The organism is Roseibium aestuarii (genome assembly GCF_008477545.1).
Taxonomy (GTDB): domain Bacteria; phylum Pseudomonadota; class Alphaproteobacteria; order Rhizobiales; family Stappiaceae; genus Roseibium; species Roseibium aestuarii.
This window is the reverse complement of the sequence record NZ_VORA01000006.1, coordinates 1-24,050: the sequence shown is the minus strand read 5'-3', so window position 1 is coordinate 24,050 and position 24,050 is coordinate 1. Positions and strand designations below refer to the sequence as shown.

Annotated in this window: 22 protein-coding genes and 1 other RNA gene; 17 read left to right on the top strand and 6 right to left on the bottom strand. The window is 64.7% G+C overall.

The features are described 5' to 3' along the window. Positions 1–97: 97 nt before the first annotated feature. The 5 genes from FR728_RS16725 to FR728_RS16705 are packed head-to-tail and all read left to right on the top strand — an operon-like array spanning position 98 to position 7,951. The gene (locus tag FR728_RS16725) at positions 98–2,023 is read left to right on the top strand and encodes an extracellular solute-binding protein (RefSeq protein WP_208998884.1); all 1,926 of its coding nucleotides are present in this window, start codon (positions 98–100) and stop codon (positions 2,021–2,023) included. Beyond that, positions 2,020–3,981: an extracellular solute-binding protein gene (locus tag FR728_RS16720; RefSeq protein ID WP_149893890.1), complete on the top strand. Its 1,962-nt coding sequence runs from the start codon at positions 2,020–2,022 to the stop codon at positions 3,979–3,981. Before FR728_RS16725 ends, FR728_RS16720 begins: the two co-directional genes overlap by 4 nt. A gap of 33 nt (positions 3,982–4,014) precedes the next feature. Continuing rightward, complete coding sequence (locus tag FR728_RS16715; RefSeq protein WP_149893889.1) at positions 4,015–5,121, top strand: microcin C ABC transporter permease YejB; 1,107 nt, start codon at positions 4,015–4,017, stop codon at positions 5,119–5,121. Positions 5,122–5,123: 2 nt separating this feature from the next. Then, positions 5,124–6,275: an ABC transporter permease gene (locus tag FR728_RS16710; RefSeq protein WP_149893888.1), complete on the top strand. Its 1,152-nt coding sequence runs from the start codon at positions 5,124–5,126 to the stop codon at positions 6,273–6,275. Positions 6,276–6,286: 11 nt separating this feature from the next. Continuing rightward, entirely contained in the window at positions 6,287–7,951 is a 1,665-nt protein-coding gene (locus tag FR728_RS16705; protein WP_244304706.1) for an ABC transporter ATP-binding protein, read from the top strand. A 79-nt stretch (positions 7,952–8,030) separates the two neighbouring features. On the opposite strand, the gene FR728_RS16700 is transcribed toward FR728_RS16705, so the two are convergent. The 5 genes from FR728_RS16700 to FR728_RS16680 form a co-directional block, all read right to left on the bottom strand. Further along, positions 8,031–9,296 carry a SulP family inorganic anion transporter gene (locus FR728_RS16700; protein ID WP_208998883.1) on the bottom strand — a complete coding sequence of 422 codons (1,266 nt, stop codon included), beginning with the start codon at positions 9,294–9,296 and terminating at the stop codon, positions 8,031–8,033. Positions 9,297–9,438: 142 nt separating this feature from the next. After that, the gene (locus FR728_RS16695) at positions 9,439–10,245 is read right to left on the bottom strand and encodes an FkbM family methyltransferase (protein ID WP_149893887.1); all 807 of its coding nucleotides are present in this window, start codon (positions 10,243–10,245) and stop codon (positions 9,439–9,441) included. 89 nt (positions 10,246–10,334) lie between these two features. Continuing rightward, positions 10,335–11,552 (bottom strand): lytic murein transglycosylase, encoded by a 1,218-nt coding sequence (locus tag FR728_RS16690; protein ID WP_149893886.1) that lies wholly within the window; start codon positions 11,550–11,552, stop codon positions 10,335–10,337. Between the two features lie 76 nt (positions 11,553–11,628). Next, the gene (gene nudC / locus FR728_RS16685; RefSeq protein WP_208998882.1) at positions 11,629–12,573 is read right to left on the bottom strand and encodes an NAD(+) diphosphatase; all 945 of its coding nucleotides are present in this window, start codon (positions 12,571–12,573) and stop codon (positions 11,629–11,631) included. 78 nt (positions 12,574–12,651) lie between these two features. Further along, positions 12,652–13,077 (bottom strand): HIT family protein, encoded by a 426-nt coding sequence (locus FR728_RS16680; protein ID WP_244304704.1) that lies wholly within the window; start codon positions 13,075–13,077, stop codon positions 12,652–12,654. 181 nt (positions 13,078–13,258) lie between these two features. Here FR728_RS16680 and ffs point away from each other — a divergent pair. Beyond that, positions 13,259–13,356: signal recognition particle sRNA small type (gene ffs / locus FR728_RS16675), an RNA gene on the top strand. A 95-nt stretch (positions 13,357–13,451) separates the two neighbouring features. Here the strand turns inward: ffs and FR728_RS16670 are convergent. Then, positions 13,452–13,805, bottom strand: coding sequence for a hypothetical protein (locus FR728_RS16670; protein WP_149893885.1), 354 nt, complete (start codon positions 13,803–13,805; stop codon positions 13,452–13,454). 132 nt (positions 13,806–13,937) lie between these two features. Here FR728_RS16670 and FR728_RS16665 point away from each other — a divergent pair, with 132 nt between their 5' ends. From FR728_RS16665 to FR728_RS16615, 11 genes are all read left to right on the top strand, one after another. Continuing rightward, positions 13,938–15,887, top strand: a complete 1,950-nt coding sequence (locus tag FR728_RS16665) for a DNA polymerase III subunit gamma/tau (protein WP_280115354.1) — start codon at positions 13,938–13,940, stop codon at positions 15,885–15,887. 151 nt (positions 15,888–16,038) lie between these two features. Next, the gene (locus FR728_RS16660) at positions 16,039–16,359 is read left to right on the top strand and encodes a YbaB/EbfC family nucleoid-associated protein (protein ID WP_149893884.1); all 321 of its coding nucleotides are present in this window, start codon (positions 16,039–16,041) and stop codon (positions 16,357–16,359) included. Between the two features lie 167 nt (positions 16,360–16,526). Next, positions 16,527–17,135, top strand: coding sequence for a recombination mediator RecR (recR, locus tag FR728_RS16655; protein ID WP_149893883.1), 609 nt, complete (start codon positions 16,527–16,529; stop codon positions 17,133–17,135). Positions 17,136–17,285: 150 nt separating this feature from the next. Continuing rightward, positions 17,286–17,738 (top strand): MarR family winged helix-turn-helix transcriptional regulator, encoded by a 453-nt coding sequence (locus FR728_RS16650; RefSeq protein ID WP_149893882.1) that lies wholly within the window; start codon positions 17,286–17,288, stop codon positions 17,736–17,738. Continuing rightward, positions 17,735–18,358 (top strand): isochorismatase family protein, encoded by a 624-nt coding sequence (locus FR728_RS16645; protein WP_149893881.1) that lies wholly within the window; start codon positions 17,735–17,737, stop codon positions 18,356–18,358. Before FR728_RS16650 ends, FR728_RS16645 begins: the two co-directional genes overlap by 4 nt. Before the next feature lie 150 nt (positions 18,359–18,508). Next, positions 18,509–19,177, top strand: a complete 669-nt coding sequence (locus FR728_RS16640) for a sulfate transporter family protein (RefSeq protein WP_149893999.1) — start codon at positions 18,509–18,511, stop codon at positions 19,175–19,177. A gap of 267 nt (positions 19,178–19,444) precedes the next feature. Further along, positions 19,445–19,843 carry a succinate dehydrogenase, cytochrome b556 subunit gene (gene sdhC / locus FR728_RS16635; RefSeq protein WP_149893880.1) on the top strand — a complete coding sequence of 133 codons (399 nt, stop codon included), beginning with the start codon at positions 19,445–19,447 and terminating at the stop codon, positions 19,841–19,843. A gap of 11 nt (positions 19,844–19,854) precedes the next feature. Further along, entirely contained in the window at positions 19,855–20,238 is a 384-nt protein-coding gene (gene sdhD / locus FR728_RS16630) for a succinate dehydrogenase, hydrophobic membrane anchor protein (protein ID WP_149893879.1), read from the top strand. 5 nt (positions 20,239–20,243) lie between these two features. Continuing rightward, entirely contained in the window at positions 20,244–22,070 is a 1,827-nt protein-coding gene (gene sdhA / locus FR728_RS16625; protein WP_149893878.1) for a succinate dehydrogenase flavoprotein subunit, read from the top strand. Positions 22,071–22,091: 21 nt separating this feature from the next. Then, on the top strand, positions 22,092–22,931 hold the full coding sequence (locus FR728_RS16620) for an FkbM family methyltransferase (RefSeq protein ID WP_149893998.1): 840 nt from the start codon (positions 22,092–22,094) through the stop codon (positions 22,929–22,931). Between the two features lie 65 nt (positions 22,932–22,996). Next, entirely contained in the window at positions 22,997–23,779 is a 783-nt protein-coding gene (locus FR728_RS16615) for a succinate dehydrogenase iron-sulfur subunit (protein ID WP_149893877.1), read from the top strand. Positions 23,780–24,050: the final 271 nt, after the last annotated feature.

Sequence of the window (24,050 nt, the reverse complement as noted above, 5' to 3'; positions counted from 1 at the left end):
AGCGCCCCAATCCTCTCCTAGTATGAAGGGGTCGGAAGGATCGATGAATCGACCCTCCGGCACGAGCTGTCGCGTCTTACGAAATTTGGAGAGTTGCATGGCCCAGGTTCATTCCGGTCGCTTGATCGCGCGTCTGAAGCGCACGGGAGACATGGGGGCTGCGGGACTGCGAACACTTCTTCTTGCCGGGGGGCTCGGACTGGGGCTCGGGCTTGCCGGTCCGGTGATGGCGCAAGGTGCGGCCTCGCCGGAATGGCACCACGCCACGGCCCTGACCGGCACGCCGAAATATGGTCCCGACGTCAAGCATTTCGACTATGTGAACCCGGACGCTCCCAAGGGCGGCCGCGTGCGCCTGTCGACCAGCGGCGGCTTCGACACCTTCAATCCGGTCCTGCCCAAGGGCAACCCGGCGCCGGGCGTTCTTCTCGTCTACGAAAACCTGATGACCTCCTCGCTGGACGAGCTCGACATCAGCGCCATGTACGGCCAGATCGCCGAGGCCATGCGCTATCCGGACGACTTTTCCTGGGTGGAATACCGCATCAACTCCAAGGCTCGCTGGCACGACGGGGAACCCATCACCACCGATGACGTGATCTGGTCGTTCGAGAAGTCCATCGAGCTCAGCCCGCGCGACAAGTTCTACTATCAGAACGTCAAGAGCGTTACCTCGCCGGAGGCGGGCGTCGTTCGTTTCGAATTCGACACGAGCAACAATCGCGAGTTGCCCCATATCGTCGGCCAGCTGACCATTCTGCCGAAACACTGGTGGGAAGGCACCAATGCCAAGGGCGAGACGCGGGACATCGCCTCCGGCCTGCAGGAAGCGCCGATGGGCTCCGGACCGTATCGGGTGAAGGATTTCGAGTTCAACCGCTCGGTCACCTATGAGCGCGTTGCCGACTACTGGGGTGCCGATCTTCCGGCAAATGTGGGCACGAACAATTTCGACGAGATCCGCTACGACAGCTACCGCGACAATGACGTGATGCTGGAAGCCTTCAAGGGCGACCAGTTCGACTGGCGCACAGAGAACATCGCCAAGAACTGGGCAACCGCCTATGACATTGATGCGGTGAAGCAGGGGCGCATCGTGCTGGAAACCTTCCCCGATCATGGCTCGGGCATCATGCAGGCCTTCGTGCCCAACCTGCGCCGCGAGAAGTTCCAGGACCCGCGCGTGCGGGAGGCGATCAATCTCGCCTTCGACTTCGAGAGCCTGAACCGCACGGCCTTCTTCGGCCAGTACAAGCGCATCAACTCCTATTTCGCTGGTACCGAGCTGGCCCATTCCGGCCTGCCCACCGGCAAGGAGCTGGAGATCCTGGAAAGCGTGAAGGATCTGGTGCCTGCCGACGTCTTCACCACCGAATACGAGAACCCGGTGGGCGGATCGCCCCAGGCGGTTCGCTCCAACCTGCGCAAGGCCCTGAAGCTGCTGCAGGAAGCCGGCTGGAAGCTGGACGGCAAGAAGCTGGTCAATGCCAAGACGGGCGAGCCCTTCACCATCGAGTATCTGGCCTCCGACCCGACCGCGGAGCGCACCGTCCTGCCGCTGGCGGACAATCTCAAGCTGATCGGCATCGAGCTGAACCTGCGCGTTCTCGATACGCCGCAATATATCAATCGCATCCGGTCGCGCGACTTCGACATGGCCACCCTCCTGTGGGGGCAGAGCCTGTCGCCGGGCAACGAGCAGCGCAACTACTGGGGCTCCGGTTCGGCCGATCTGGAGCAGTCGCAGAACTATGCCGGGATCAAGGACAAGGGCATCGACGCCCTGATCGACCGGATCATCTTCGCCGAGGATCGGGAAACGCTGGTCGCGTCCACCCGGGCGCTGGACCGGGTGCTGGTGCACCATCACTACGTGATCCCCCAGTGGTATCTCGACTATGACCGCACCGCCCGCTGGGACCGGTTCGGTCATCCCGAGAAAATTCCGGAATACACGCCGGGCTTCCCCACGATCTGGTGGTATGACGAGGCCAAGGCCGCCAAGACCGGGGCGCCGAAATGACCGGCGCCGCCAGCGGGTGCGGACCCGACCGTCCCGGTGAACCGGAGAACGGCGGCCCCTCCCGCCGCCGGGTCCTTCAGCTTTCGGCAGCCGCGCTCGGCGCCTCTGCCTTCGGGGGCTGGGGGCTTTCGGGGCTGGGTGGCATCGATGCGGCCCGGGCCGCTGACGGAGCCATGCCGGCCATCGGGCCGCGTCACGGCCTCTCTGTTTTCGGAGAACTGAAGCACGGCGCGGATTTTTCCGCCTTCACCTATGTGAACCCGGACGCTCCCAAGGGCGGCAAGCTGATGTTCCGCCCCGGGGGCTGGAGCTACAATCAGAACCCGCAGACCTTCAACACGCTGAACACCCTGACACTCAAGGGCGACGCGCCACCACTGATGGAGATCTGTTTCGACAGTCTGATGGTGCGGGCTTATGACGAGCCGGACGCGGTCTACGGTCTGATCGCCCGCTCCGTCGAGGTGTCGGAAGACGGCAACACCTACACCTTCAATCTGCGCCCGGAAGCGCGTTTCCACGACAAGTCGCCCATCACGGCGGAGGACGTGGCCTTCTCCATGATGCTGCTGAAGGAGAAGGGGCACCCCCAGCTGCGGCAGGTCCTCGCCAGCCTCGACAAGGCCGTCGCCCTCAATCCCGGCCGGGTGGAGCTGGTCTTCTCCGGCACCCAGGGGCGCCAGACGCCGCTTCTGGTTTCCGTGCTGCCCGTGGTGTCCAAGGCCTATTACACCACCTACGACTTCGAGCAGTCGAGCCTGACCCCGCCGCTGGTCTCCGGCCCCTACAAGGTCGGCGACCGGGCGGTCGGGCGCTACATCGAATATGACCGGGTGAAGGATTACTGGGCCAAGGACCTGCCGGTCATGGCGGGTCAGAACAACTTCGACACGATCCGCGTGGAGTTCTTCCGCGACCATCAGGTCGCCTTCGAGGCCTTCAAGAAGGGCGACATCACCTTCCACGAGGAGTTCTATTCCAAGCTCTGGGCCACCGGCTACGACTTCCCCGCCCTGAACGAGGGCAAGGTGGTGCGCAAGACCTTCCCGGATGACCGGCCGGCGGGCGCCCAGGGCTGGTTCCTCAACACCAGGCGCGACAAGTTCGCGGATCCCCGGGTCCGTGAGGCGATCGGTCTGGCTTTCGATTTCGAATGGTCGAACAAGTCCCTCTTCTACGGCCTCTATGAGCGCACCCGGTCCTTCTTCGAGAACTCGGACATGATGGCGACCGGCCTGCCCTCCGAGGCGGAGCTGGCGTTGCTGGAGCCGTTCCGCGCAGAGCTTCCCGAGGCGGTCTTTGCCGAGGCCTGGATGCCGCCGGTGAGCGATGGCAGCGGCACGGACCGCAAGCTGCTGGCCCGCGCCCTGAAGCTCTTGGGCGAGGCGGGCTATCGTAAGGACGGCACCCGTCTGGTGAACGGCAAGGGAGAGCAGCTCTCCTTCGAGTTCCTGTCGAATTCGCCCTCCTTCGAACGCATTGTGCTGCCCTATATCCAGAACCTGGAACGGCTCGGCATCGCGGCGACCTTCCGGGTGGTGGATCCAGCCCAGTATCAGTCGCGGGTGAACGATTTCGATTTCGACATCGTCTCCAGCCGCTTTGCCCTGACGGCAACCCCCGGCGAGGACGTCAAGCAGCTCTGGAGTTCCGAGGCGGCCCGCACGCCGGGAACGCGCAATCTGGCAGGCATCGACAGTCCTGCGGTGGATGCGCTGATCGCAGGAATGACGGGCGCCGCCTCGCGCGAGGAGCTTCTCACCGCGACACGCGCCCTCGATCGGGTGCTGCGGCTGGGGCACTACTGGGTGCCGCAGTGGACGAAGTCCATTCACACCGTGGCCATCTGGGACATGTTCGGCTATCCGGAAACCCTGCCGGCCTATGACGTTTTCCCGGTGGCCACCACATGGTGGATCGAGCCGGACAAGGCGAAGGCGCTCGGCAAGGCCGGGTAGCCCCCAGACACCAAGAGACAAGAGCAAAGCTGCATGGGCGCTTACATTCTGCGACGTCTGCTCCTCATGATCCCGACCCTGATCGGCATCATGGCGGTGAATTTCTTCATCATTCAATTCGCGCCCGGCGGACCGGTGGAGCGGGTGATCGCCCAGCTCCAGGGAAATGACGTGTCCGCCACCGCGCGCATCTCTGGCGGCAGCTCCGACATGGCACCCGGCGCCGACAGCGTCGGCACCATGGATGGGGTTTCCTCCAAGTATCGCGGCGCGCAAGGGCTGGATCCCGAATTCATCAAGGAGCTGGAGGCGCAATTCGGCTTCGACAAGCCGCCGCTCGAACGCTTTGTCGGCATGATGTGGGACTACGCGCGCTTCGACTTCGGCGAGAGCTATTTCCGCGACATCAGCATCCTCGAGCTGATCAAGGAGAAGATGCCGGTTTCCATCTCCCTCGGTCTCTGGATGACGCTGATTTCCTATGCGATTTCCATTCCGCTGGGGATCCGCAAGGCGGTTTCCGACGGCTCGACCTTCGATGTCTGGACTTCGGCCGTGGTGGTGGTGGCCTATGCCATCCCGAGCTTCCTCTTCGCGGTTCTGCTCATCGTGCTCTTTGCCGGGGGCTCGTTCCTCGATCTCTTCCCCTTGCGCGGTCTGACCTCGGAAAACTGGGAGAGCCTCTCCTGGCCCATGCGCATCGTCGACTATTTCTGGCATCTGGCCCTGCCCCTGACGGCCATGGCCCTGTCTGCCTTTGCCACCACGACGCTGCTGACAAAGAATTCCTTCCTCGACGAGATCCGCAAGCAATATGTGGTGACCGCCCGGGCCAAGGGTCTGAGCGAGCGCAAGGTGCTTTACGGTCACGTCTTCCGCAACGCGATGCTGATCGTGGTGGCGGGATTCCCGGGCGCGTTCATCTCCGCCTTCTTTGCCGGCTCCCTGCTCATCGAGACGGTGTTCTCTCTCGACGGTCTCGGGCTGCTCGGCTTTGAATCCGTCATCAATCGCGATTACGCGGTGGTCTTCGCCACCCTCTACATCTTCTCCCTCATGGGCCTGCTGGTAACCCTTCTGTCCGACCTGACCTACACCTGGATCGATCCGCGGATCGACTTCGAAAGCCGGGAGGTCTGACCATGGACAGCACCGCAACTCCTGCGCCCATGAACTCGTCTCCTGTCCCGGTCGAGCGGCATCGCCTGTCGCCGATCAACCGCCGCCGCCTCGCCAACTTCCAGGCCAACCGGCGTGGCGTCTGGTCGCTCTGGATCTTCCTCGTTCTCTTCGGCCTCAGCCTCCTCGCCGAGGTGCTGGTCAGCGACAAGCCGATCCTCGTCAGCTACAAGGGCGAGCTGCTGGCGCCGGTTCTGGTGGACTATCCGGAAGAGAAGTTCGGCGGCTTCCTCGCCGTGACCGACTATCGCGATCCCTTCATCCAGGAGGAGATCGGCGCCAATGGCTGGATGCTCTGGCCGCCGGTGCGGTACTCCTATCGGACGGTGAACAACGAGATCCCGGTGCCGGCCCCCGCACCGCCCTCCTGGTCCATGGACAAGGAGACCCGTTGCGCCCAGTACCCGGAAGGGGCGAACGATCCCAATTGCGTCGTCGGCAACTGGAACTGGCTCGGCACGGATGATCAGGGCCGCGATGTTCTGGCGCGTCTGGTCTATGGCTTCCGCATCTCGGTCATCTTCGGCCTCACGCTCACCGTGGCCTCGTCCTTCATCGGCATCGCGGCCGGTGCGGTTCAGGGCTATTACGGCGGCTGGGTCGATCTGCTGTTCCAGCGCTTCATCGAGATCTGGTCGGCGATTCCGACCCTCTATCTGATCCTGATCGTCTCCTCGGTGCTCATCCCCGGCTTCTGGACCCTCTTCGGCATCCTGCTGGCCTTCTCCTGGCTGGCGCTGGTGGGCGTGGTTCGGGCGGAGTTCCTGCGCGGCCGCAACTTCGAATATATCTCCGCCGCCCGGGCGCTGGGCGTGTCCAACCTCACCATCATGTGGCGCCATCTGCTGCCCAATGCCATGGTGGCCACGCTGACCTTCCTGCCCTTCATCCTGAACGGCTCGATCTCCACCCTCACGGCGCTGGACTTCCTCGGCTTTGGCCTGCCTCCCGGCTCGCCGTCGCTCGGAGAGCTGCTGGCCCAGGGCAAGAACAACCTTCAGGCGCCCTGGCTCGGCATCACCGGCTTCATCGTCATCTCGCTCATGCTGTCCCTGCTGATCTTCATCGGCGAGGCGGTGCGTGATGCCTTCGACCCGCGCAAGAGCTTCCGTTGAAAGGGCGATCCATGAGTGACGAGACCTCCATGACCGCCAAGACCCCGCAGGATCAACCGCTGCTGGATGTGCGCGACCTTTCCGTGGCCTTCGGCGAGGGCGAGACCCGCAGCCTTGCCGTGAACCGCATCTCCTTCTCCATCCGCAAGGGAGAGACCCTGGCGCTGGTGGGCGAGAGCGGCTCGGGCAAGTCCGTCTCCGCATTGTCCGTGCTGAAACTCCTGCCCTATCCGCCGGCCTCCCATCCGACCGGCCAGATCCTGTTTCAGGGCAAGGATCTTCTGACCGCCGGCGACACGGCCATCCGCAAGGTGCGCGGCAACAAGATCTCCATGATCTTCCAGGAGCCGATGACCTCGCTCAATCCGCTGCATACGGTGGAGCGCCAGATCGCCGAGGTGCTGAAGATCCACCGCGGCATGGGCGAGCGCCAGGCGCGCGAGCGGGTGATCGACCTTCTGACCAAGGTGGGCATTCCCGAGCCGGAAACCCGGCTCGGCTCCTATCCGCACCAGCTTTCCGGCGGGCAGCGCCAGCGCGTGATGATCGCCATGGCGCTGGCCAACGAGCCGGACCTGCTGATTGCCGATGAGCCGACCACCGCGCTCGACGTGACGGTGCAGGCCCAGATCCTGAAGCTGCTGAAGGACCTGCAGCGCCAAGAAGGCATGGCGATGCTCTTCATCACCCATGACCTCGGCATCGTGCGCAAGTTCGCCGACCGGGTCTGCGTGATGACGAAGGGCGAGATCGTCGAGAGCGGCCCGGTGGCCGAGATCTTCGCCAATCCTCAACATGAATACACCCGCCACCTGCTGGCGGCCGAACCCAAGGGCAGCCCCCCGGCCCATGACGACAGCGCACCGGTCGTGGTCCGAGCCGAAGACCTCAAGGTCTGGTTCCCGATCCGGCGCGGTTTCCTGCGGCGCACGGTCGGCCACGTGAAGGCGGTCGACGGCATCGACGTCACGGTGCGTGAAGGTCAGACGCTGGGCATCGTGGGAGAGAGCGGCTCGGGCAAGACCACTCTGGGTCTCGCCATCCTGCGCATGATTTCCTCCACTGGCCGCATCGCCTTCAAGGGCGCGGACATTCAGGGCCTTGGCTGGAAGGACATGCGCCCGCTGCGCCGGGACATGCAGATCGTCTTCCAGGACCCGTTCGGCGCGCTCAGTCCACGCATGTCCGTCGCCGATATCGTGGGAGAAGGGCTCGCTGTCCATTTCCCGGGCATCACCGCCGAGGAGCGCGACACCCGCGTGGCCCGCGCGCTGGAAGAGGTCGGCCTCGATGCCGCCACCCGCTTCCGCTATCCGCATGAATTCTCCGGCGGCCAGCGTCAGCGTATCTCGATTGCCCGGGCCATGGTGCTGGAGCCGAAATTCGTGATGCTCGACGAGCCGACCTCGGCCCTCGACATGAGCGTGCAGGCTCAGGTGGTCGATCTCCTGCGCGATCTGCAGAAGAAGCATGGCCTCGCCTATCTCTTCATTTCCCACGACCTCAAGGTGGTCCGTGCGCTGGCCAACGAGGTGGTGGTGATGAAGTCGGGCAAGGTGGTGGAACAGGGTCAGGCCCACGAGATCTTCGAGGCGCCGAAGACCGATTATACCAAGGCTCTGATGGCGGCCGCCTTCCGCATCGAGACCGCTCCGGAGGGGGTGGTCAGCGCATAAGGCAATCCGCAGATGCTCAGGAAAACCTCTCCCGGGTTTGGGAGAGGTCGATCCGCAAGGATCGGGTGAGGGCTGACGCTCACCGCTCCGGCGGGGTCCAGTCCTCCGGCAGCACCTCGGCGTGGCGTAGCCGCAGCAGCAGTCCCAGCGCCACCCCGACGCCGATAGCGACCGTCAGGTCCACCACAACCGTCAGCACAAGGGTCACCAGCAGCAGGATCCTGTCGGTCCAGGGCTCGGCCAGATAGCCGGCCCATTTGTGCGGTTCGCTCATGTTCCAGGCGGTCATGATCAGCACCGCCGCCATGGCGGGCAGGGCGAGATAGCCGGCGAGCGGTGCGGCCACCAGCATCACGATCAGGATGACGAGCGCGTGCACCATGCCCGCGACGGGGGTCTTGCCGCCTGCCCGGATGTTCGTTGCCGTGCGCGCGATGGCGCCGGTGACCGGCAATCCGCCGAAGAGGGATGAGGCGATGTTGCCCGCCCCTTGCGCCAGCAGCTCCGCATTGGGCCGGTGGTGACCGTCGATCATCCGATCGGCGACAAGCGCCGACAGGAGGGACTCCACCCCGGCCAGAAAGGCGATGACCACGGCAGACGGAAAGAGCTCGATGACCCGCGCCAGCGAGAGATCAGGCAGGTGGGGCGCGGGCAGGGACGAGGGCAGGGCGCCGAAGCGGGTCGCAATCGTGTCGACGGGCAGTCCGCCGAGAACCACGGCAAGCGAGCCGATGGCGACGGCGACGATCAGCCCGGGAAGCTTCGGCGCCAGCCGCCGGAACAGGATGATCAGCCCGAGAGAGAGCAACGCCACCGTGAGCGTGGACGGATTCGCGGTGTCCCGCGCGGCCCACAGCACCGGGATCTTCTCCAGAAAGTCCGCCGGCAGGTTGCTGACATCCAGCCCCAGAAAATCCTTGAGCTGGCTCGAGGCGATGATGATGGCGATGCCGATGGTGAAGCCGTTGACGACCGCTTCCGGCACATGGGAAATCAGCCGGCCGATGCGGAAGAACCCGGCAATCAGGAGCAGGATCCCGGCCATGAAGGTCGCCAGAACCAGTCCGGAAAGCCCGTGGCTGGCAATCACCCCGTAGACCACGACGATGAAGGCCCCGGTCGGCCCGCCGATCTGCACCCGGCTGCCGCCAAGCGCCGAGATGAAGAAGCCGCCGACGATGGCCGTGACGAGGCCGGTGCCCGGATCCGCGCCGGACGCGATGGCGATCGCCAGGCTCAGCGGCAGCGCCACCATCGCGACGGTGATGCCGGCAGCAAGGTCGGACAGGAAAAGAGACCATGAGTAGGTTCTCATGGTGGTCAGAAGCTTGGGCTGTCTCACGGGCCGAGACCATCCGGGGAGGGAAGGAAGGTTCTCATTCTCCGCCCCGCAAGCCGCTCATGGCAAGACAATTCCAGCTCTTTGCGCTGATTTCCGAGAGGACACAGCGCCTAAGCGACGCCGTCTCAAGGCTGAACCACGGTCAGGCGAAGGCGCTGGACATGGCAGCAAGGGGTTGCGGGGCACCCTCACGCTCCTCTTCGGCGGAGGGCGCGCTGTTGGTGAAATAGGTGTTGGTCCCGAAGGTCTTCACGGGTTTCAGTCCCAGCTCCTTGAGCTTGGCGATGGCCTTGTCCCGGTCGTCCAGAAGTTCGACGAGAAGATGCACCCGGTTTCGGGAGAGGATCTCCCGCATGCCTGAGAAGACGAGGGCTTCGGCCCCTTCCACGTCCACCTTCACGAAGAGGGTCTCTCCGCTCAGCGGCATGAAATCGTCGAGGCGGCGCATGGCACAGAGCAGCCGGTCGCTGTAGCTCCACTTCGCATCCATGCGGTCCGGCGTCAGGGTGGAGACGTCGGTGGCGCGTGGATCGAGGAAGAGCTCGCCCTCACCGTTCCGGTCGCTGGCGGCCACGTTCCAGGCCCGGATCTGCCGGTGCAGGTCATTGAGGACGATATTGGCGGCAAGCTGGCCGAAGACCTTGCGATTGGGCTCGAAGGCCTCGACCCGGGGCACGCCGGCGCGGGCCGCCATCAGCGAATAGCTGCCCCAGTTGGCGCCCACATCCAGAAAGACGGTCACCTTTTCCCGACGGATCAGGTCGGCGATGAAGTCAAGCGTGTCATAGTCATAGGTGTAGCCCGCGAAGAGTTCGCGGGAGGTCGGCTCCGTGGCATTCAGGAGCAGGTAGCCGTGACGCCCATGGCGAAACAGGAAAAAATGCCGGGTGCGCTTCACGAAGGACTTGAGAAGCCGGCGATAGCGCGCGGTCAGTCTGGGAAAATTCATCACGCGCAAGATCCTGCCTGAAATGACTTTACGTCAATTTGCACAGGGTCCGCGCGGCGCTTTGCAAGACGGACGCGTTGGGGTGTGGATCATCCCACCCAGCAGGTGGGGTAATAGCCGTTCTTCTCCTGATCCCGGCCGATGGACCGGCGGGTCTTGAAGCCGATCAGTCCGTCGGTGCCGCCCACATCATGGCCCTTGGCCTCCAGCGCCTTCTGCAGGTTTCGCACGGCGCCACGGGTGGTGTCCTTCGTTGGCTTCCAACCTTGAATGAAACCCGCATCGGACCCGTAGCGGTCTGCCAGATGGCCAACGAAAAGCGCGTAGGTATCGCTCTCGTTATAGGCCTTGAGCACGTAGAAGTTTTCCGTGGCGATGAAGGCCGGACCGTAGCGGCCCGCCGGCATCAGGATGTTGCCGGCCAGGGGCAGTTCTCCCGCCGGGAAGGGCTTGCCATTCGCCCGTGTCACCCCGGCGCGCACCCATTCGGCGATCGGGCGACGGTTGTCCGGGCCCTCCTCGGCGCAGGAGATGGTCTGGGGGATCACCGCCTCGTAGCCCCAGTCCCGTCCGCGCTGCCACCCGTGTTCCGACAGGTAGTGGGCGATGGAGGCCATCGTATCGACGTCGGAGGTCCAAATGTTGCGGTGCCCGTCCCCATCGAAGTCGACGGCGTATTTCAGGAAGTTGCTCGGCATGAATTGCGGCTGACCGAGGGCCCCGCCCCAGGAGCTCTTCAGACCCTTGCGAGAGATGTCTCCGTTCTGCAGGATCTTCAGCGCCGCCACCAGTTCGTCGCGGAAATAGTCCCGGCGCTCGCCCATATAGGCACGTGTGGCCAGAACCCGCAGCGCGTCATGGGGGATTTTCGCCCCGCCATAGCCGGATTCCCGCGCCCAGATTGCCAGGATGATCCGCGCCGGAACCCCGTAGCGCGCCTCGATCTGGCTCAGCGCCGCCCCATGCTTCTTCATCAGCGCCCGGCCGGGCCCCGCCAGTGCGTTGAACTGGCTCTCCTTGAAGTAGCCTGCGGGTTTGCGGAATTCGGCCTGGAAGTTGATCTCCGGCGCCTTGCCCTTGCCACCGGGCCCAACGAGCCCGGGAAGCGAGGTGTCCGGGCTCATGCCGGCAAAGGCCGCCTCCAGAGTGGCCGCGCTGATCCCCGAACTGCGCGCGAGCGGCGCCACCTCGGCATCGAGGAACCTGCGGAACCCGGCATCCTGGGCTTGTGCCGAGGTTGCGGCGAGGCCTGTGAAAGACAGCACGGCAATCCGGCGCAGGGCCTTGCAAAGGCGAGGGGACAACATGGGGCAGTGCTCCTGATTCTGATGTTGGCTCAGCCTAGCACAGGCACCGGCCGGGGCAGACGGGCACCGCGAGAGCTCACGCGTAGCGGCCTTCGTACCATCCCGTGATCAGGTGATGGGCAATGGAGAGCGCCGGCGGAATGCGGTCGCCCGCCGGATGGGTGCCGTCGATCATCTGTCCCACTTCCGCCCGGTCGCACCAGCGGCAGGCTTCCAGCTCATTGGCGTCCATGGCGATCTCGGTTCCCGTGGCATGGCCGATGCAGCCGAGCATCAGGTTGGCGGGGAAGGGCCAGGGCTGGTTGGCGAGAATGCGCACATCGCCGACCGGAATGCCGGCCTCTTCCATGGTTTCCCGTTGCACCGCCTGCTCGATGGTCTCGCCCGGCTCCATGAAGCCTGCCAGCGTGGTGAAGACGCCGGTGGCCAGCCGCGGCGGGCGGCCAAGCAGCAGCTTGTCGCCATCGGTGACGAGCATGATCACCACCGGGTCGGTGCGCGGGAAATGCTGACCGCCGCAGGAGGAACATTCGCGCCGGTAACCCGCATCGCGCATGTCGGATTGCTTGCCGCAGCGGGCGCAGAACAGATGGCTCTTGTGCCAGTGCAGCATGGCGCGGGCCTGGGCGAGCGCGCTCAGATCCGGTTCACTCACCAGCCGCTTGAGCGCCAGCGTCCGCAGGTCCATGCCGAAACAGCCCTCCAGCGTGGCCGTGTCGTCTTCCGACATCTCCAGGGCGCCGGCAAACAGCGGCGCGGTTCCATCCGGCATTTGCCCCAGGAACACCAGCTCCTCGCGAGACGCGCCAAGGGACAGGGCAGCCTCGAGCGTGTGGCCGATGAGCGGCGGTTCGCCGGAGCGCAGCACGATCTGGCTGGAGGTGCAAAGCACGACCCGCGCGTCCTCGGCGGTCAGACGGGCCTCGAGCCAGGCCGCGTCGCTGCGGTGCTCCGAGCAGCGGTCCAGCGGATTGTCGCAAAAACTCATGGCGGGGAAGATGGAAGTGTCGACGGCGGTCATGGGCGATCCGGAACAGGGAGGCAGCGGAATCATCCGCTCGGAAAAGGGAGAGAAGAGAAACGGGAGAAGCGTCGGCCTTCAGAGGGCAATCGCGTCGCGCAGCCGTTCGATCAGCCGCGTGTCCGCATTGTCTTCATAGGCCACGGCCGGCACCGCGCCCCAGATCGGACCGGGCCAGGCGGCATCTCCCTGGAAGCGGCCCACCACGTGGACATGCAGCTGGGACACCACATTGCCGAGCGCGCCCACATTGATCTTGTCGCAGCCGCTGACCGATTTCAGCGCTTCGCTCACGGCGGCGATCTCGCGCATCAGCTGCAACCGGTCCTCCGGCTCCAGATCGATGATCTCGATCATGTCATTGCGCCGGGGGATCAGCATCAGCCAGGGATAATTCGCATCCTTCATGAGCCGCACCGCGCAGAGCGGCAGATCGGTCACGGGCAGGCTGTCGCCCTCGAGCCGGGGCGTCATGGAAAAGGAAGGCTGGGCGGGCATGGGCATGGAAGCGTCCTGCAAGGCTGAGGTGGGGCCGACTATAGTCCGTCGGTCCGGCAAATCCAGTCTTCGCGCAAGCCAGCCCTCGCAAGCGAGGACGAAGCCAGGAGGCGGTCTGCCGTGCTCGGGAACAAACTTGGCAAGCCCTCTTGCCAAGACCCACCCTCATGCTGATATAAGGCCCTCGGGAGGTTGGTGGTGGACGAACCACTCGCCAACCGGGTCAGGTCCGGAAGGAAGCAGCCCTAACGAGATTCGGTACGGGTCATCGTGCCAGCCTCCCACCCTCACTTCAGATCATGGATCTGAAGACGAAGGACATGAAGAGCCAGAGCGCCGTCGGATTTCCGCGGCGCTTTTTGCTTTTTGAGGCTCGGCTTTCAGGCCTGCCGGCGGGACAGCCGGCGCGCATTGGCGCGCACGCGCTTGGCGAAGGGCGCCATGGCGGCGGCGGCCAGCGCTTCTCCGGCCCGCGCTTGAGCGGTCGGTTGCCGCCCGAAGGCGATGTCGTGAAACGCCGCCAGCCCCTGCCGGGCAAGGGCCAGATTGAAGGCGGTTGCGCCTTCTACGGACGCGCTCGCCTTTTCCATGACCATGCGGTTCATCTCCGCGCCATCCTGCGCCTTGCCGGTCAGGGCGGCGGTGGCCATCGCGCCACAGCGCATTCCGATGACGAGCGGAGCCTGGAACCAGAGGCTGGCCATGTCTCCGGCGAGAGTGCGTCTGGGTGCCATGAGGGGTCTCCATGCAGGGGGGCTGTCAAGGGAACCCGCGCTGGGGCAGCCGGTTCCGGCGCTGGGCTGCCGTTCACAGAAAAACTTGCAAAAGCCCGTCCCACTCGGGAAAAAAATGAGTATGGTGCGCTCATGGATGACACTGGCTTTCCGCAGCACGGCGCCGATCCGGCGGCCGCGCTGACGACCGATCACAGCATGGGCAAACCGGCGTCGCGCGACAGCGCCTACCGGGTGCTGGCGCGCAAGTACCGCCCGGAGACCTTCGAGGATCTGGTCGGGCAGGAGCCCATGGTCCAGACCCTGGAAAACGCCTTCGACACGGGCCGCATCGCGCAGGCCTGGATGCTGACCGGCGTGCGCGGCGTGGGCAAGACGACGACCGCCCGCATTCTGGCCCGGGGCCTGAATTACGAAGTGCCTGGCGTCATCGACCGTCCGACCGTGCGGCTGGAGCAGGAGGGCACCCACTGCCGGGCCATCATGGAGGGCCGTCATGTCGATGTGATCGAGATGGACGCCGCCTCCCATACGGGCATCAACGACATTCGCGAGATCACCGAAGCAGCGCGCTATCGTCCGGCGACGGCCCGCTACAAGGTCTACATCATCGACGAAGTGCACATGCTCTCCAACGCGGCCTTCAACGGCCTGCTGAAGACGCTGGAAGAGCCGCCGGAACATGTGAAGTTCATCTTCGCCACCACCGAGATCCGCAAGGTGCCGGTGACCGTGCTCTCCCGGTGCCAGCGCTTCGACCTGCGCCGCATCGAACAGCCCAAGCTGGTCGGTCTTCTGCGCCGCATCTCCGATGCGGAATCCATCTCCATCTCCGACGAGGCCCTGACGCTGATCGCCCGCGCCGGGGAGGGCTCGGCCCGTGACAGCCTTTCGCTCCTCGATCAGGCCATGGCTCATGGTCAGGGCGAGATCGGCGCCGACGACGTGCGCCAGATGCTGGGTCTCGCCGACCGCGCCCGGGTGATCGATCTCTTCGGCCATCTGGTGTCCGGCAACCTCGCCGCTGCCATGGACGAACTGGCGCAACAATATGCGGTGGGCGCCGATCCGGCGATTGTCCTCACCGATCTGGCGGACTTCACCCATCTTGTGACTCGCATGAAGGTGGTGCCCCAGGCCGGCGACGAGGTCTCCGTGACCGAGACCGAGCGGCTGCGCGGGCGGGAATTTGCCGAGAAGCTCTCCATGCGCCTGCTGTCGCGGGCCTGGCAGATCCTGCTCAAGGGCATCCAGGAAGTTCAGGCCGCCCCCAAGCCGCTTGCTGCGGCGGACATGGTTCTCGTGCGCCTCGCCTATTCGGCCGACCTGCCCGACCCGTCCGACCTGCTCAACCAGCTGCGCAATGGCACGCTTGTGCCCGGTGGTCCCTCTGGTGGCCCGTCCGGTGGTGGCGGCTCTGGCGGCGGAGGCGGATCGGGCCCGTCCGGTTCCGGACTTCAGGCCTATGGCACTCACGGGGCGCCCTCTGGCGGCTCTGGCGGCCCGACGGCCATGCTGCAGGGGGCACAGGCTCAGCCGCGCCCGCAGCTCTCCGCCATTCAGGGTGGCCTGCCCCAGGGCGCGCCGCGCGTTGCCGCGCGCCCCATGCCCGGCAATGCGCCCCAGCCCGTTGCGGCACCCGCCGTCGGACTGTCCAACCTGCGCGACTGCGCGGCCCTGGCTTCCGAGAAGCGCGACATCATGATGAAGGTGGCGATCAACCGCCACATGCGGCTCGTCAAGTTCGAGCCCGGCCGGATCGAGATCCAGCCGACCGAGGATGCCCAGCCGGACATCGCAGGGGAATTCGGCCGCAAGCTGACCGAATGGACCGGCATGCGCTGGGTGGTGGTGGTCAGCCAGTCCCCCGGCCGCCCGACGATCCACGAGGAGGAGGAGGCCAACCAGCAGCAGCTCCTCTCCGACGCCAAGGCGCACCCGACTGTCGCTGCCCTGCTCAGCCAGTTCCCCGGCGCGCGCATTGTCGACATCCGGGTGCATGAGGAAGAAGAGGAGGAGGCCGGTCTGGTCGATCCGCTTCTCTCCGAGGCGCTGGGCGACGATGATCTGGACGAAGCCTGACCGGCTCCCGATATAGGGACCAGACAGTGGCACCTGACATAGGGAATTGTCACCGGCCGCCCGCTGCACTAAGGCAGGGGCAGAGACCGGACCCGGCCCCTTCGCGGGGCCGACCGCAAACACACAGACCCACAGCATGGAGACGGGGATCATGGACTTCCTCAAGATGATGAAGCAGGCCAAGCAGATGCAGGAAAAGATGGGCGACCTGCAGCAGGCCTTTGCCGAGATCGAGACCGAAGGCACCGCCGGTGGCGGCCTGGTCAAGATCACCATCGCCGGCAAGGGCGAGATCCGCTCCCTCAAGATCGACCCGTCTCTCTTCAAGGAAGAGGACGTGGAGATCCTGGAAGACCTGATCATCGCCGCCCACACGGAAGCCCGCGTCAAGGCCGAGACTCAGATGCAGGAAAAGACCCAGGAGCTGATGAGCGGCATGGGCCTTCCCGCAGGCATGAAGCTGCCGTTCTGAGTCTTGATTGACACCCCTCATCCGCCCCTCCGGGGCACCTTCTCCCCTTGAAGAGGCGAAGGGGACAGGCCGAAAGGCATGCGCCAATCAACCTCTCCCCGGCGGGGGAGAGGTCGGACCGCGAGGTCCGGGTGAGGGCGGATTTCCGAATGTGAAGATGTGAAACGATGGCGCAGAACAAAGTTGTCGGTCCTGAAATCGAGCGCCTGATCCAGCTGCTCGCCCGCCTGCCCGGGCTCGGGCCGCGCTCGGCGCGCCGTGCGGCGCTTCAGCTCATCAAGAAGAAGGAGCAGCTGCTCGTTCCGCTGGCCGAGGCCATGGGCGTGGCGGTGGCGAAGGTCGGCGTCTGCGACACCTGCGGCACCGTGGACACCACCAACCCTTGCGCCATCTGTGCCGACCCGAAGCGTGACCGCTCGGTTCTGGTGGTGGTGGAAGACGTGGCCGATCTCTGGGCCCTGGAACGGGCGGCGGCCATCAACGCGCCCTATCACGTGCTCGGCGGCACCCTGTCGCCGCTCGACGGCGTGGGGCCGGAAGACCTCAACATCGAGAGCCTGGTCGAGCGCTGCCGGTCGGGAGAGGTCGCCGAGGTGATCCTCGCGATCAACGCCACCGTCGAGGGTCAGACCACGGCCCATTACATCATGGACCGGCTGACCGGTCTCGACGTCAACGTCACCCGCCTTGCCCATGGCGTGCCGGTGGGCGGCGAACTCGACTATCTCGACGAGGGCACGCTTGCCCAAGCCCTGAAGGCCCGCACTCGGGTCTGACACGTCCAGCACGCCGGACCCGCGCAGACACCCGCCTCATTCACAACTGTTCCGTGCCACGACCGGCGCCACGCAGACCGGGTATTGCCTGTGGCCTCTCGATCAGAAATATTTTGACATCATACATGTCAATCTGACATGACTAATGTCATGATGAAGCATGACGATCTTTACAAGATTATCTGGATGTCGCGCCCGCTGATGCAGGCGGCCGAGACGCTGGTGGAGCAGGGGCTCCAGGGCACCGGCCTGACCGTGAGGGCGCGCGCCGTCCTCGAGATCCTGCTGAGGCACGGCAGCCTGAGTGTGCCGGACATTGCCGTTCATCTGGAGATCAAGCGGCAATACGTGCAGGTGATGGTCAATGAAACGCTGGCAGAAGGCCTGACCCGGAAACAGGACAACCCGAGGCACAGGGCCTCGCCGCTCATCGCCCTGACCGGCAAGGGAGAGCAGCTGATTGCGCGGGTCACGGAGCGCGAGCTCGAGATCGTCGCGGCGCTCGGTGCCGAGCTGAATCCGGATGAGGTCCGGACGACGTTGCAGGTGACCTCGGCGCTCCTGCAGAAGATGAAGACCGCCGTGAAGGAGGAACGCGAATGATCTGGCTCCTTGTTGCGGCTCCCGTGGTCGCGGTCTTCCTCTGGCTCGCCAATGGCATCCGGCTGATCGGAAGGGTGAGCCGGGGCGAGCGGATCGGCGAAAGGTCTGGCAGGGCGCTGCTGCTGATCGACCTGCAGGCCGTCTTCTGGGCCGGCCGCGCCTACAGCGACGCGAGCAAGGCACGGGCGCAAGCGGCGGTCCTGGCGGAAGTTGCCGCGGCAAGGGCCAGCGGAACGCCGGTCATCGCGGTTCGCCAGGAATGGTCGATCCCGTCAACGCGGGTTCTGGCTCGCCTGGTGATGAAGGGGCAGGCCATCGCGGGAACGTCGGGCACAGATCTGGCCGCGCCCTTCAAGGCCGCGCCGGACCACATCCTGATCAAGCGCGTGCAGGACGCCTTTGAAACAGGAGAGCTCGACCGGCTTCTGGCCAGCCTGAACGTCGGGACCCTCCGCATCTGCGGGCTGGACGCGTGCTATTGCGTCGCCCGGACGGCCCAGGCGGGCCTCGCGCGAGGTTTCCAGGTCGAGCTTGCAAGCGAGGCCATTCTGGCGACCGACGAGACCGCCCGGCAGAAGGCGTTCAAGCAACTGGCTGCTGAGGGCGCGACTGTCCTCTAGCCTGCCCCACGTGGCCATGAGCTGGGCGTCGGGGGATCAGGGCTGCGGGGATCCGTGCTGCCGGGTCAGATCCGGGCCCGGGCCGGCCTTGCATCGACCGCCCATCTTCCCTATCTCGAGGAGACGCGCCACCAATTGTCGAAAGTCACCATGTTCCCCGCAGCTTCCCGTGCCATGTCCCAGGTTTTCGAAGCCCCGTTCCGGGCGATCTTCCTGAAGATGCTGGGCCTGACCCTCGGCATCCTGCTGGCCATCTGGGTCGGGCTGCAGGGCGTCCTCGCCGGCTTCGTCGAGCTGCCTTACGGCTGGATGGAAACGGTTCTGGCCCTGCTGACCGGCATCGGCGCGATCTTTGTCCTCGGCTTCCTTATCGCCCCGGTTTCCGCCCTGCTCGCAGGTCTTTTCCAGGACGAGATTGCCGATCTGGTCGAGACGCGGGATTACCCGAACGACCGGCCCGGCCGCGCCATGGCCTTCATTCCCTCCATCCTGATGGCGATCCGCTTCACCGGCGTGGTGATCCTGGGCAATATCTTTGCCCTGTTCCTGCTGCTCATTCCCGGGGTCAACCTGGTCGCCTTCTTCCTCGTCAACGGCTACCTGCTCGGACGCGAGTTCTTCGAATTCGCCGCGACCCGCTTCATGCCGGTGGCCGAGGCCAAGGCCCTGCGCCGGGCGCGCAGCGGCACCGTCTTCATGGGCGGACTGGTGATCGCGGGCGTTCTGGCCGTTCCGATCCTCAATCTCGTGACGCCAATCTTCGCCACCATCTTCATGATGCATCTCTTCAAGCGCATGAAGGCAGGTCAGGCGATCTGACCCGACCATCACCTTGACTTGACCGAGCATGAAACTTTGTCGGCACGTATAACCTTTTGCCGGGATCAATCGGTTTAAATGGTCGATGCCGGTGGCCGTCCTGTCCAATGCGCTGAAAAATCGGCTTTCCGGCACAAATCTCGTTTAGATTTCCCCCATACGATGCTTTGACGAATGGAGACGTTGGCGCTAGAACGCTTCTAGACAACGCCTTGAGAAGGTTACGTTTACGTCAGCGTAAACTGGCGTCGTACGGGAGAGATTTCCATGTCGAATGCCGACCTGCGGGGCAACCGCCCCCTGTCGCCCCATCTTCAGATCTACAAGCTGATCCTGACGATGGTCATGTCGATTCTTCACCGCATCACCGGTGGAGCACTTTATTTCGGGACGCTTCTTTTGGCCTGGTGGCTGATCGCAGCCGCTGCGGGTCCGGAGTATTTCGAGTTCGTGAACGGGATCTACGGGTCGATCATCGGCCGCCTGATCCTCTTCGGGTTCACCTGGGCTCTGGTTCATCACATGCTCGGCGGCCTGCGCCACTTCATCTGGGACATGGGAGCCGGCTTTGGACGCGAAGCCCGCGAATGGCTGGCCCGCGCCACGATCATCGGCTCGGTCACCCTGACCCTGGTCCTCTGGATCATCGGCTACATGGTCCGCTGAGGGAGAACATCATGTCTGATATGCGCACCCCTCTTGCCAAGGTCCGCGGCCTTGGCTCTGCAAAGGATGGCACGGATCACTTCTGGAAGCAGCGCGTCACCGCTGTCGCCAACGTGTTCCTCATCTCCGCCTTCGTCATTCTGGTGATCTCCCTTCAGGGCGGTTCCTATGAGGACGTGGTGAGCTGCCTGAGCAATCCGCTGGTCTCGATCCTTCTGCTGCTGGTCATCCTCTCGGGCATCTTCCACATGAAGCTCGGCATGCAGGTGATCATCGAGGATTACGTCCACGGCGACGGCATCAAGTTCCTCACCCTGATGGCCAACACGTTCTTCTGCACGGTCGTTGGTCTCGGCTGCATCTTTGCAGTGCTCAAAATTGGCTTTGGAGGCTGACCCTGATGGCCAAGACGTATGAATTCGTCGATCACACCTATGATGTGGTGGTGGTCGGCGCCGGCGGCGCAGGTCTGCGCGCGACCCTCGGCATGGCCGAGCAGGGTCTGCGGACGGCTTGCATCACCAAGGTCTTCCCGACCCGTTCCCACACCGTTGCCGCCCAGGGTGGCATCGCCGCGTCGCTCAAGAACATGACGCCGGACAGCTGGGAATGGCACATGTACGACACGGTGAAGGGGTCCGACTGGCTCGGCGACACCGACGCCATGGAATACCTGGCCCGTGAAGCGCCCAAGGCCGTCTACGAGCTGGAACATTACGGCGTGCCGTTCTCGCGCACCGAAGATGGCCGCATCTATCAGCGCCCCTTCGGCGGCCACATGCAGAACTTCGGCGAAGGCCCCCCCGTGCAGCGCACCTGTGCCGCTGCCGACCGGACCGGTCACGCCATCCTGCACACGCTCTATGGCCAGTCCCTGCGCCACAATGCGGAATTCTACATCGAGTATTTCGCACTGGACCTGATCATGTCGGAAGACGGCGTGTGTCAGGGCGTGATCGCCTGGAACCTGGACGACGGCACCATCCACCGCTTCGCGGCCAAGATGGTCGTGCTCGCTACCGGTGGTTACGGCCGCGCCTACTTCTCCGCCACCTCTGCCCACACCTGCACCGGTGACGGCGGCGGCATGGTGGCCCGTGCGGGCCTGCCGCTCCAGGACATGGAGTTCGTGCAGTTCCACCCGACCGGCATCTACGGCTCCGGCTGTCTGATCACCGAAGGCGCACGCGGCGAAGGCGGCTATCTCGTCAACTCCGAAGGCGAGCGCTTCATGGAGCGTTACGCCCCGTCCGCCAAGGACCTCGCGTCCCGCGACGTGGTGTCCCGCTGCATGACGCTGGAAATCCGCGAAGGCCGCGGCGTCGGCAAGAACAAGGACCACATCTTCCTGCATCTGGATCACCTGGATCCGGCCCTGCTGGCAGAGCGTCTCCCGGGCATCTCCGAAAGCGCGAAGATCTTCGCCGGCGTGGATGTCACCAAGGAGCCGATCCCGGTCCTGCCGACCGTGCACTACAACATGGGCGGCATTCCGACCAACTACTGGGGCGAAGTGCTCAACGCCGACAGCGCCAATCCGAACCGCATCCAGCCGGGCCTCATGGCCGTGGGTGAGGCCGGTTGCGCCTCCGTGCATGGCGCCAACCGTCTGGGTTCCAACTCCCTCATCGACCTTGTGGTCTTCGGCCGCGCGGCCGCGATCCGGGCCCGTGAGGTGGTTGATCCGAACGAAGCCACTCCGAAGCCGAGCGAAGCCTCCTGCGAGAAGATCATGGATCGCTTCGACCGCCTGCGTCACGCCAGCGGCTCCACGCCGACGGCTGACCTGCGCCTGAAGATGCAGAAGGCCATGCAGGAAGACGCAGCCGTCTTCCGCACCCAGGAAAGCCTGGAGCAGGGCTGCAAGCGTCTGTCCACCATCTGGGGCGAGCTGAAGGACATCAAGGTCACCGACCGGTCGATGATCTGGAACTCCGACCTGGTGGAAACCCTCGAGCTGGAAAACCTGATGGCCAACGCCATCACCACCGTCTACGGCGCCGAAGCCCGCAAGGAGTCCCGCGGGGCCCATGCGCGCGAGGACTACAAGGACGGTCCGCTCGGCGGTCGTAACGACGACGAATGGCGCAAGCACACCCTCGCATGGGTCAATGAGGCCGGTGACGTGAAGCTGGACTACCGTCCGGTCGTCCTCGATCCGCTGACCAAATACGAGGACGGCGGCATCGACCCGAAGAAGATCGCGCCCAAGGCGCGCGTCTACTAAGGAGCAAGGCGCCCGGTGAGCATGACGGCGACCCTGACGGATGTGACCAGTCCCTTCGGCACCTATCGTGCCGAAGGTCTGGTCAAGGCGGCCTGGCGGCTGGCGGATCGGCACGATCTGTCCGCCTCCCTGCGCAAGCGCATCCGCTCTCTCGTCGCCCGCTTCTTCGCCGGGCCCTATGACACGGAAGCCGAAGGGCTGAAGTTCCGCATCTATCCGGGTGCGAATTACGACGATCGCAAGATCCTGGCCAAGGGCCGTCTGCCCGAGCGGGCGGAGCACAAGCTTCTGGCCGCTCATCTTTCCACGGGCACCTGCTTCGTGGATGTGGGCGCCAACATCGGCAGCTATTCCCTCTTCGCCGCCTCGCGCGGGGCAGAGGTTCTGGCGGTCGAGGCCAACCCGGAAACGGCGGCGAAGTTGCGCTTCAATGCGGCGGCCAACGGGTTCTCCGGCGTCATCCGCATCGCGGAGACGGCGGTGGGGGCCGAGGCCGGTGAACTGGACCTGTGGTCCGAGCCGTCCAATTGCGGCTTTGCGACCCTGGTGCCCGACCTCACCACCGGCGAATGGGCCGGCGACTGGCGCCCCACCCGGGTTCCGGTCCGCCCCCTGGCCGATGTGGTGGTGCAGGCCGGGTTGACCCGGATCGACGTGATGAAGGTGGATGTGGAAGGCTTCGAGGACCGCGTCCTCCTGCCGTTCCTGAAGTCTTCCCCGCGGGACCTCTGGCCCCGTGTCATACTGCTTGAAACCAATTGCCGGTCCCACTGGGCCGAGGATTGCCTGGCGCTTCTGCCGGCCCTCGGTTACGGGAACGCCGGTGAAACCGACGACAACACGGTCTTCGCGCTGACGTAAGTCACCAGACCGTTTCGAACGCGGCCCGGACGCGACACCAGGGCCCAAATGCGGAGCGAAGAAAAATGGTTCAGCTGACGCTTCCCCGGAACTCCCAGGTGACGGAAGGCAAGGTATGGGACAAGCCCGCCGGCGCGACCAACCTGCGTGAATACCGGATCTACCGCTGGAACCCGGATGACGGACGCAATCCCCGGGTCGACACCTATTTCGTCGATCTCGACGACTGCGGTCCGATGGTTCTCGACGGGCTCATCTACATCAAGAACAACATCGACCCGACCCTGACCTTCCGGCGGTCCTGCCGCGAGGGGATCTGCGGGTCCTGCGCGATGAACATCGACGGCACCAACACCCTGGCCTGCACCAAGGGCATGGAAGAAGTGGCCGGCGACGTGGTCAAGATCTATCCGCTGCCGCACATGCCGGTGGTCAAGGATCTGGTGCCGGATCTCACCCGCTTCTACGCCCAGCACCGCTCCATCGAGCCCTGGCTGCAGACGACGACCCCGGAACCGGAAAAGGAATGGCGCCAGTCTCACGAGGATCGCCAGAAGCTGGACGGCCTCTACGAGTGCATTCTCTGCGCCTGCTGCTCCACCTCCTGCCCGAGCTACTGGTGGAACGGCGATCGTTACCTCGGCCCGGCCATCCTGCTGCAGGCCTATCGCTGGCTCATCGACAGCCGCGACGAAGCCACCGGCGAGCGTCTGGACAACCTGGAAGATCCCTTCCGCCTCTACCGCTGCCACACCATCATGAACTGCTCGCAAGCCTGCCCCAAGGGTCTGAACCCGGCCAAGGCTATTGCCGAGATCAAGAAGATGCTGGTCGAGCGCCGCGTCTGACCTTTGTCAGACCGCCCGAAGACGCAAGAAGCCGCCCCGAAAGGGCGGCTTTTTTGTTGCCTGGCGTGCGGCCCGCGCCCCTTCTCATGAGCACGCTTATCACATGAACCTTCGTCCTGAGGCGGCACCTCGTACCCTGCCGAAGGATGGCCCCTCCGCCCCAAGCTCATCGCCGGCCGTCCCGGACCTGATCCGGGACCTCTCACCTGTGCTGCCGTCATCAACTCTGTTTAGCGAGGTCGTCCCTGATCCTTGCGTTGAGGATGACGAT

Bases quoted from the DNA above. Each gene is read 5' to 3' on its own strand.
- FR728_RS16725 (WP_208998884.1), top strand. From the start codon at position 98: ATGGCCCAGGTTCATTCCGGTCGCTTGATCGCGCGTCTGAAGCGCACG.
- FR728_RS16720 (WP_149893890.1), top strand. From the start codon at position 2,020: ATGACCGGCGCCGCCAGCGGGTGCGGACCCGACCGTCCCGGTGAACCG.
- FR728_RS16715 (WP_149893889.1), top strand. From the start codon at position 4,015: ATGGGCGCTTACATTCTGCGACGTCTGCTCCTCATGATCCCGACCCTG.
- FR728_RS16710 (WP_149893888.1), top strand. From the start codon at position 5,124: ATGGACAGCACCGCAACTCCTGCGCCCATGAACTCGTCTCCTGTCCCG.
- FR728_RS16705 (WP_244304706.1), top strand. From the start codon at position 6,287: ATGAGTGACGAGACCTCCATGACCGCCAAGACCCCGCAGGATCAACCG.
- FR728_RS16695 (WP_149893887.1), bottom strand. From the start codon at position 10,245: ATGAATTTTCCCAGACTGACCGCGCGCTATCGCCGGCTTCTCAAGTCC.
- FR728_RS16690 (WP_149893886.1), bottom strand. From the start codon at position 11,552: ATGTTGTCCCCTCGCCTTTGCAAGGCCCTGCGCCGGATTGCCGTGCTG.
- nudC (WP_208998882.1), bottom strand. From the start codon at position 12,573: ATGACCGCCGTCGACACTTCCATCTTCCCCGCCATGAGTTTTTGCGAC.
- FR728_RS16680 (WP_244304704.1), bottom strand. From the start codon at position 13,077: ATGCCCATGCCCGCCCAGCCTTCCTTTTCCATGACGCCCCGGCTCGAG.
- FR728_RS16670 (WP_149893885.1), bottom strand. From the start codon at position 13,805: ATGGCACCCAGACGCACTCTCGCCGGAGACATGGCCAGCCTCTGGTTC.
- FR728_RS16665 (WP_280115354.1), top strand. From the start codon at position 13,938: ATGGATGACACTGGCTTTCCGCAGCACGGCGCCGATCCGGCGGCCGCG.
- FR728_RS16660 (WP_149893884.1), top strand. From the start codon at position 16,039: ATGGACTTCCTCAAGATGATGAAGCAGGCCAAGCAGATGCAGGAAAAG.
- recR (WP_149893883.1), top strand. From the start codon at position 16,527: ATGGCGCAGAACAAAGTTGTCGGTCCTGAAATCGAGCGCCTGATCCAG.
- FR728_RS16650 (WP_149893882.1), top strand. From the start codon at position 17,286: ATGATGAAGCATGACGATCTTTACAAGATTATCTGGATGTCGCGCCCG.
- FR728_RS16645 (WP_149893881.1), top strand. From the start codon at position 17,735: ATGATCTGGCTCCTTGTTGCGGCTCCCGTGGTCGCGGTCTTCCTCTGG.
- FR728_RS16640 (WP_149893999.1), top strand. From the start codon at position 18,509: ATGTTCCCCGCAGCTTCCCGTGCCATGTCCCAGGTTTTCGAAGCCCCG.
- sdhC (WP_149893880.1), top strand. From the start codon at position 19,445: ATGTCGAATGCCGACCTGCGGGGCAACCGCCCCCTGTCGCCCCATCTT.
- sdhD (WP_149893879.1), top strand. From the start codon at position 19,855: ATGTCTGATATGCGCACCCCTCTTGCCAAGGTCCGCGGCCTTGGCTCT.
- sdhA (WP_149893878.1), top strand. From the start codon at position 20,244: ATGGCCAAGACGTATGAATTCGTCGATCACACCTATGATGTGGTGGTG.
- FR728_RS16620 (WP_149893998.1), top strand. From the start codon at position 22,092: ATGACGGCGACCCTGACGGATGTGACCAGTCCCTTCGGCACCTATCGT.
- FR728_RS16615 (WP_149893877.1), top strand. From the start codon at position 22,997: ATGGTTCAGCTGACGCTTCCCCGGAACTCCCAGGTGACGGAAGGCAAG.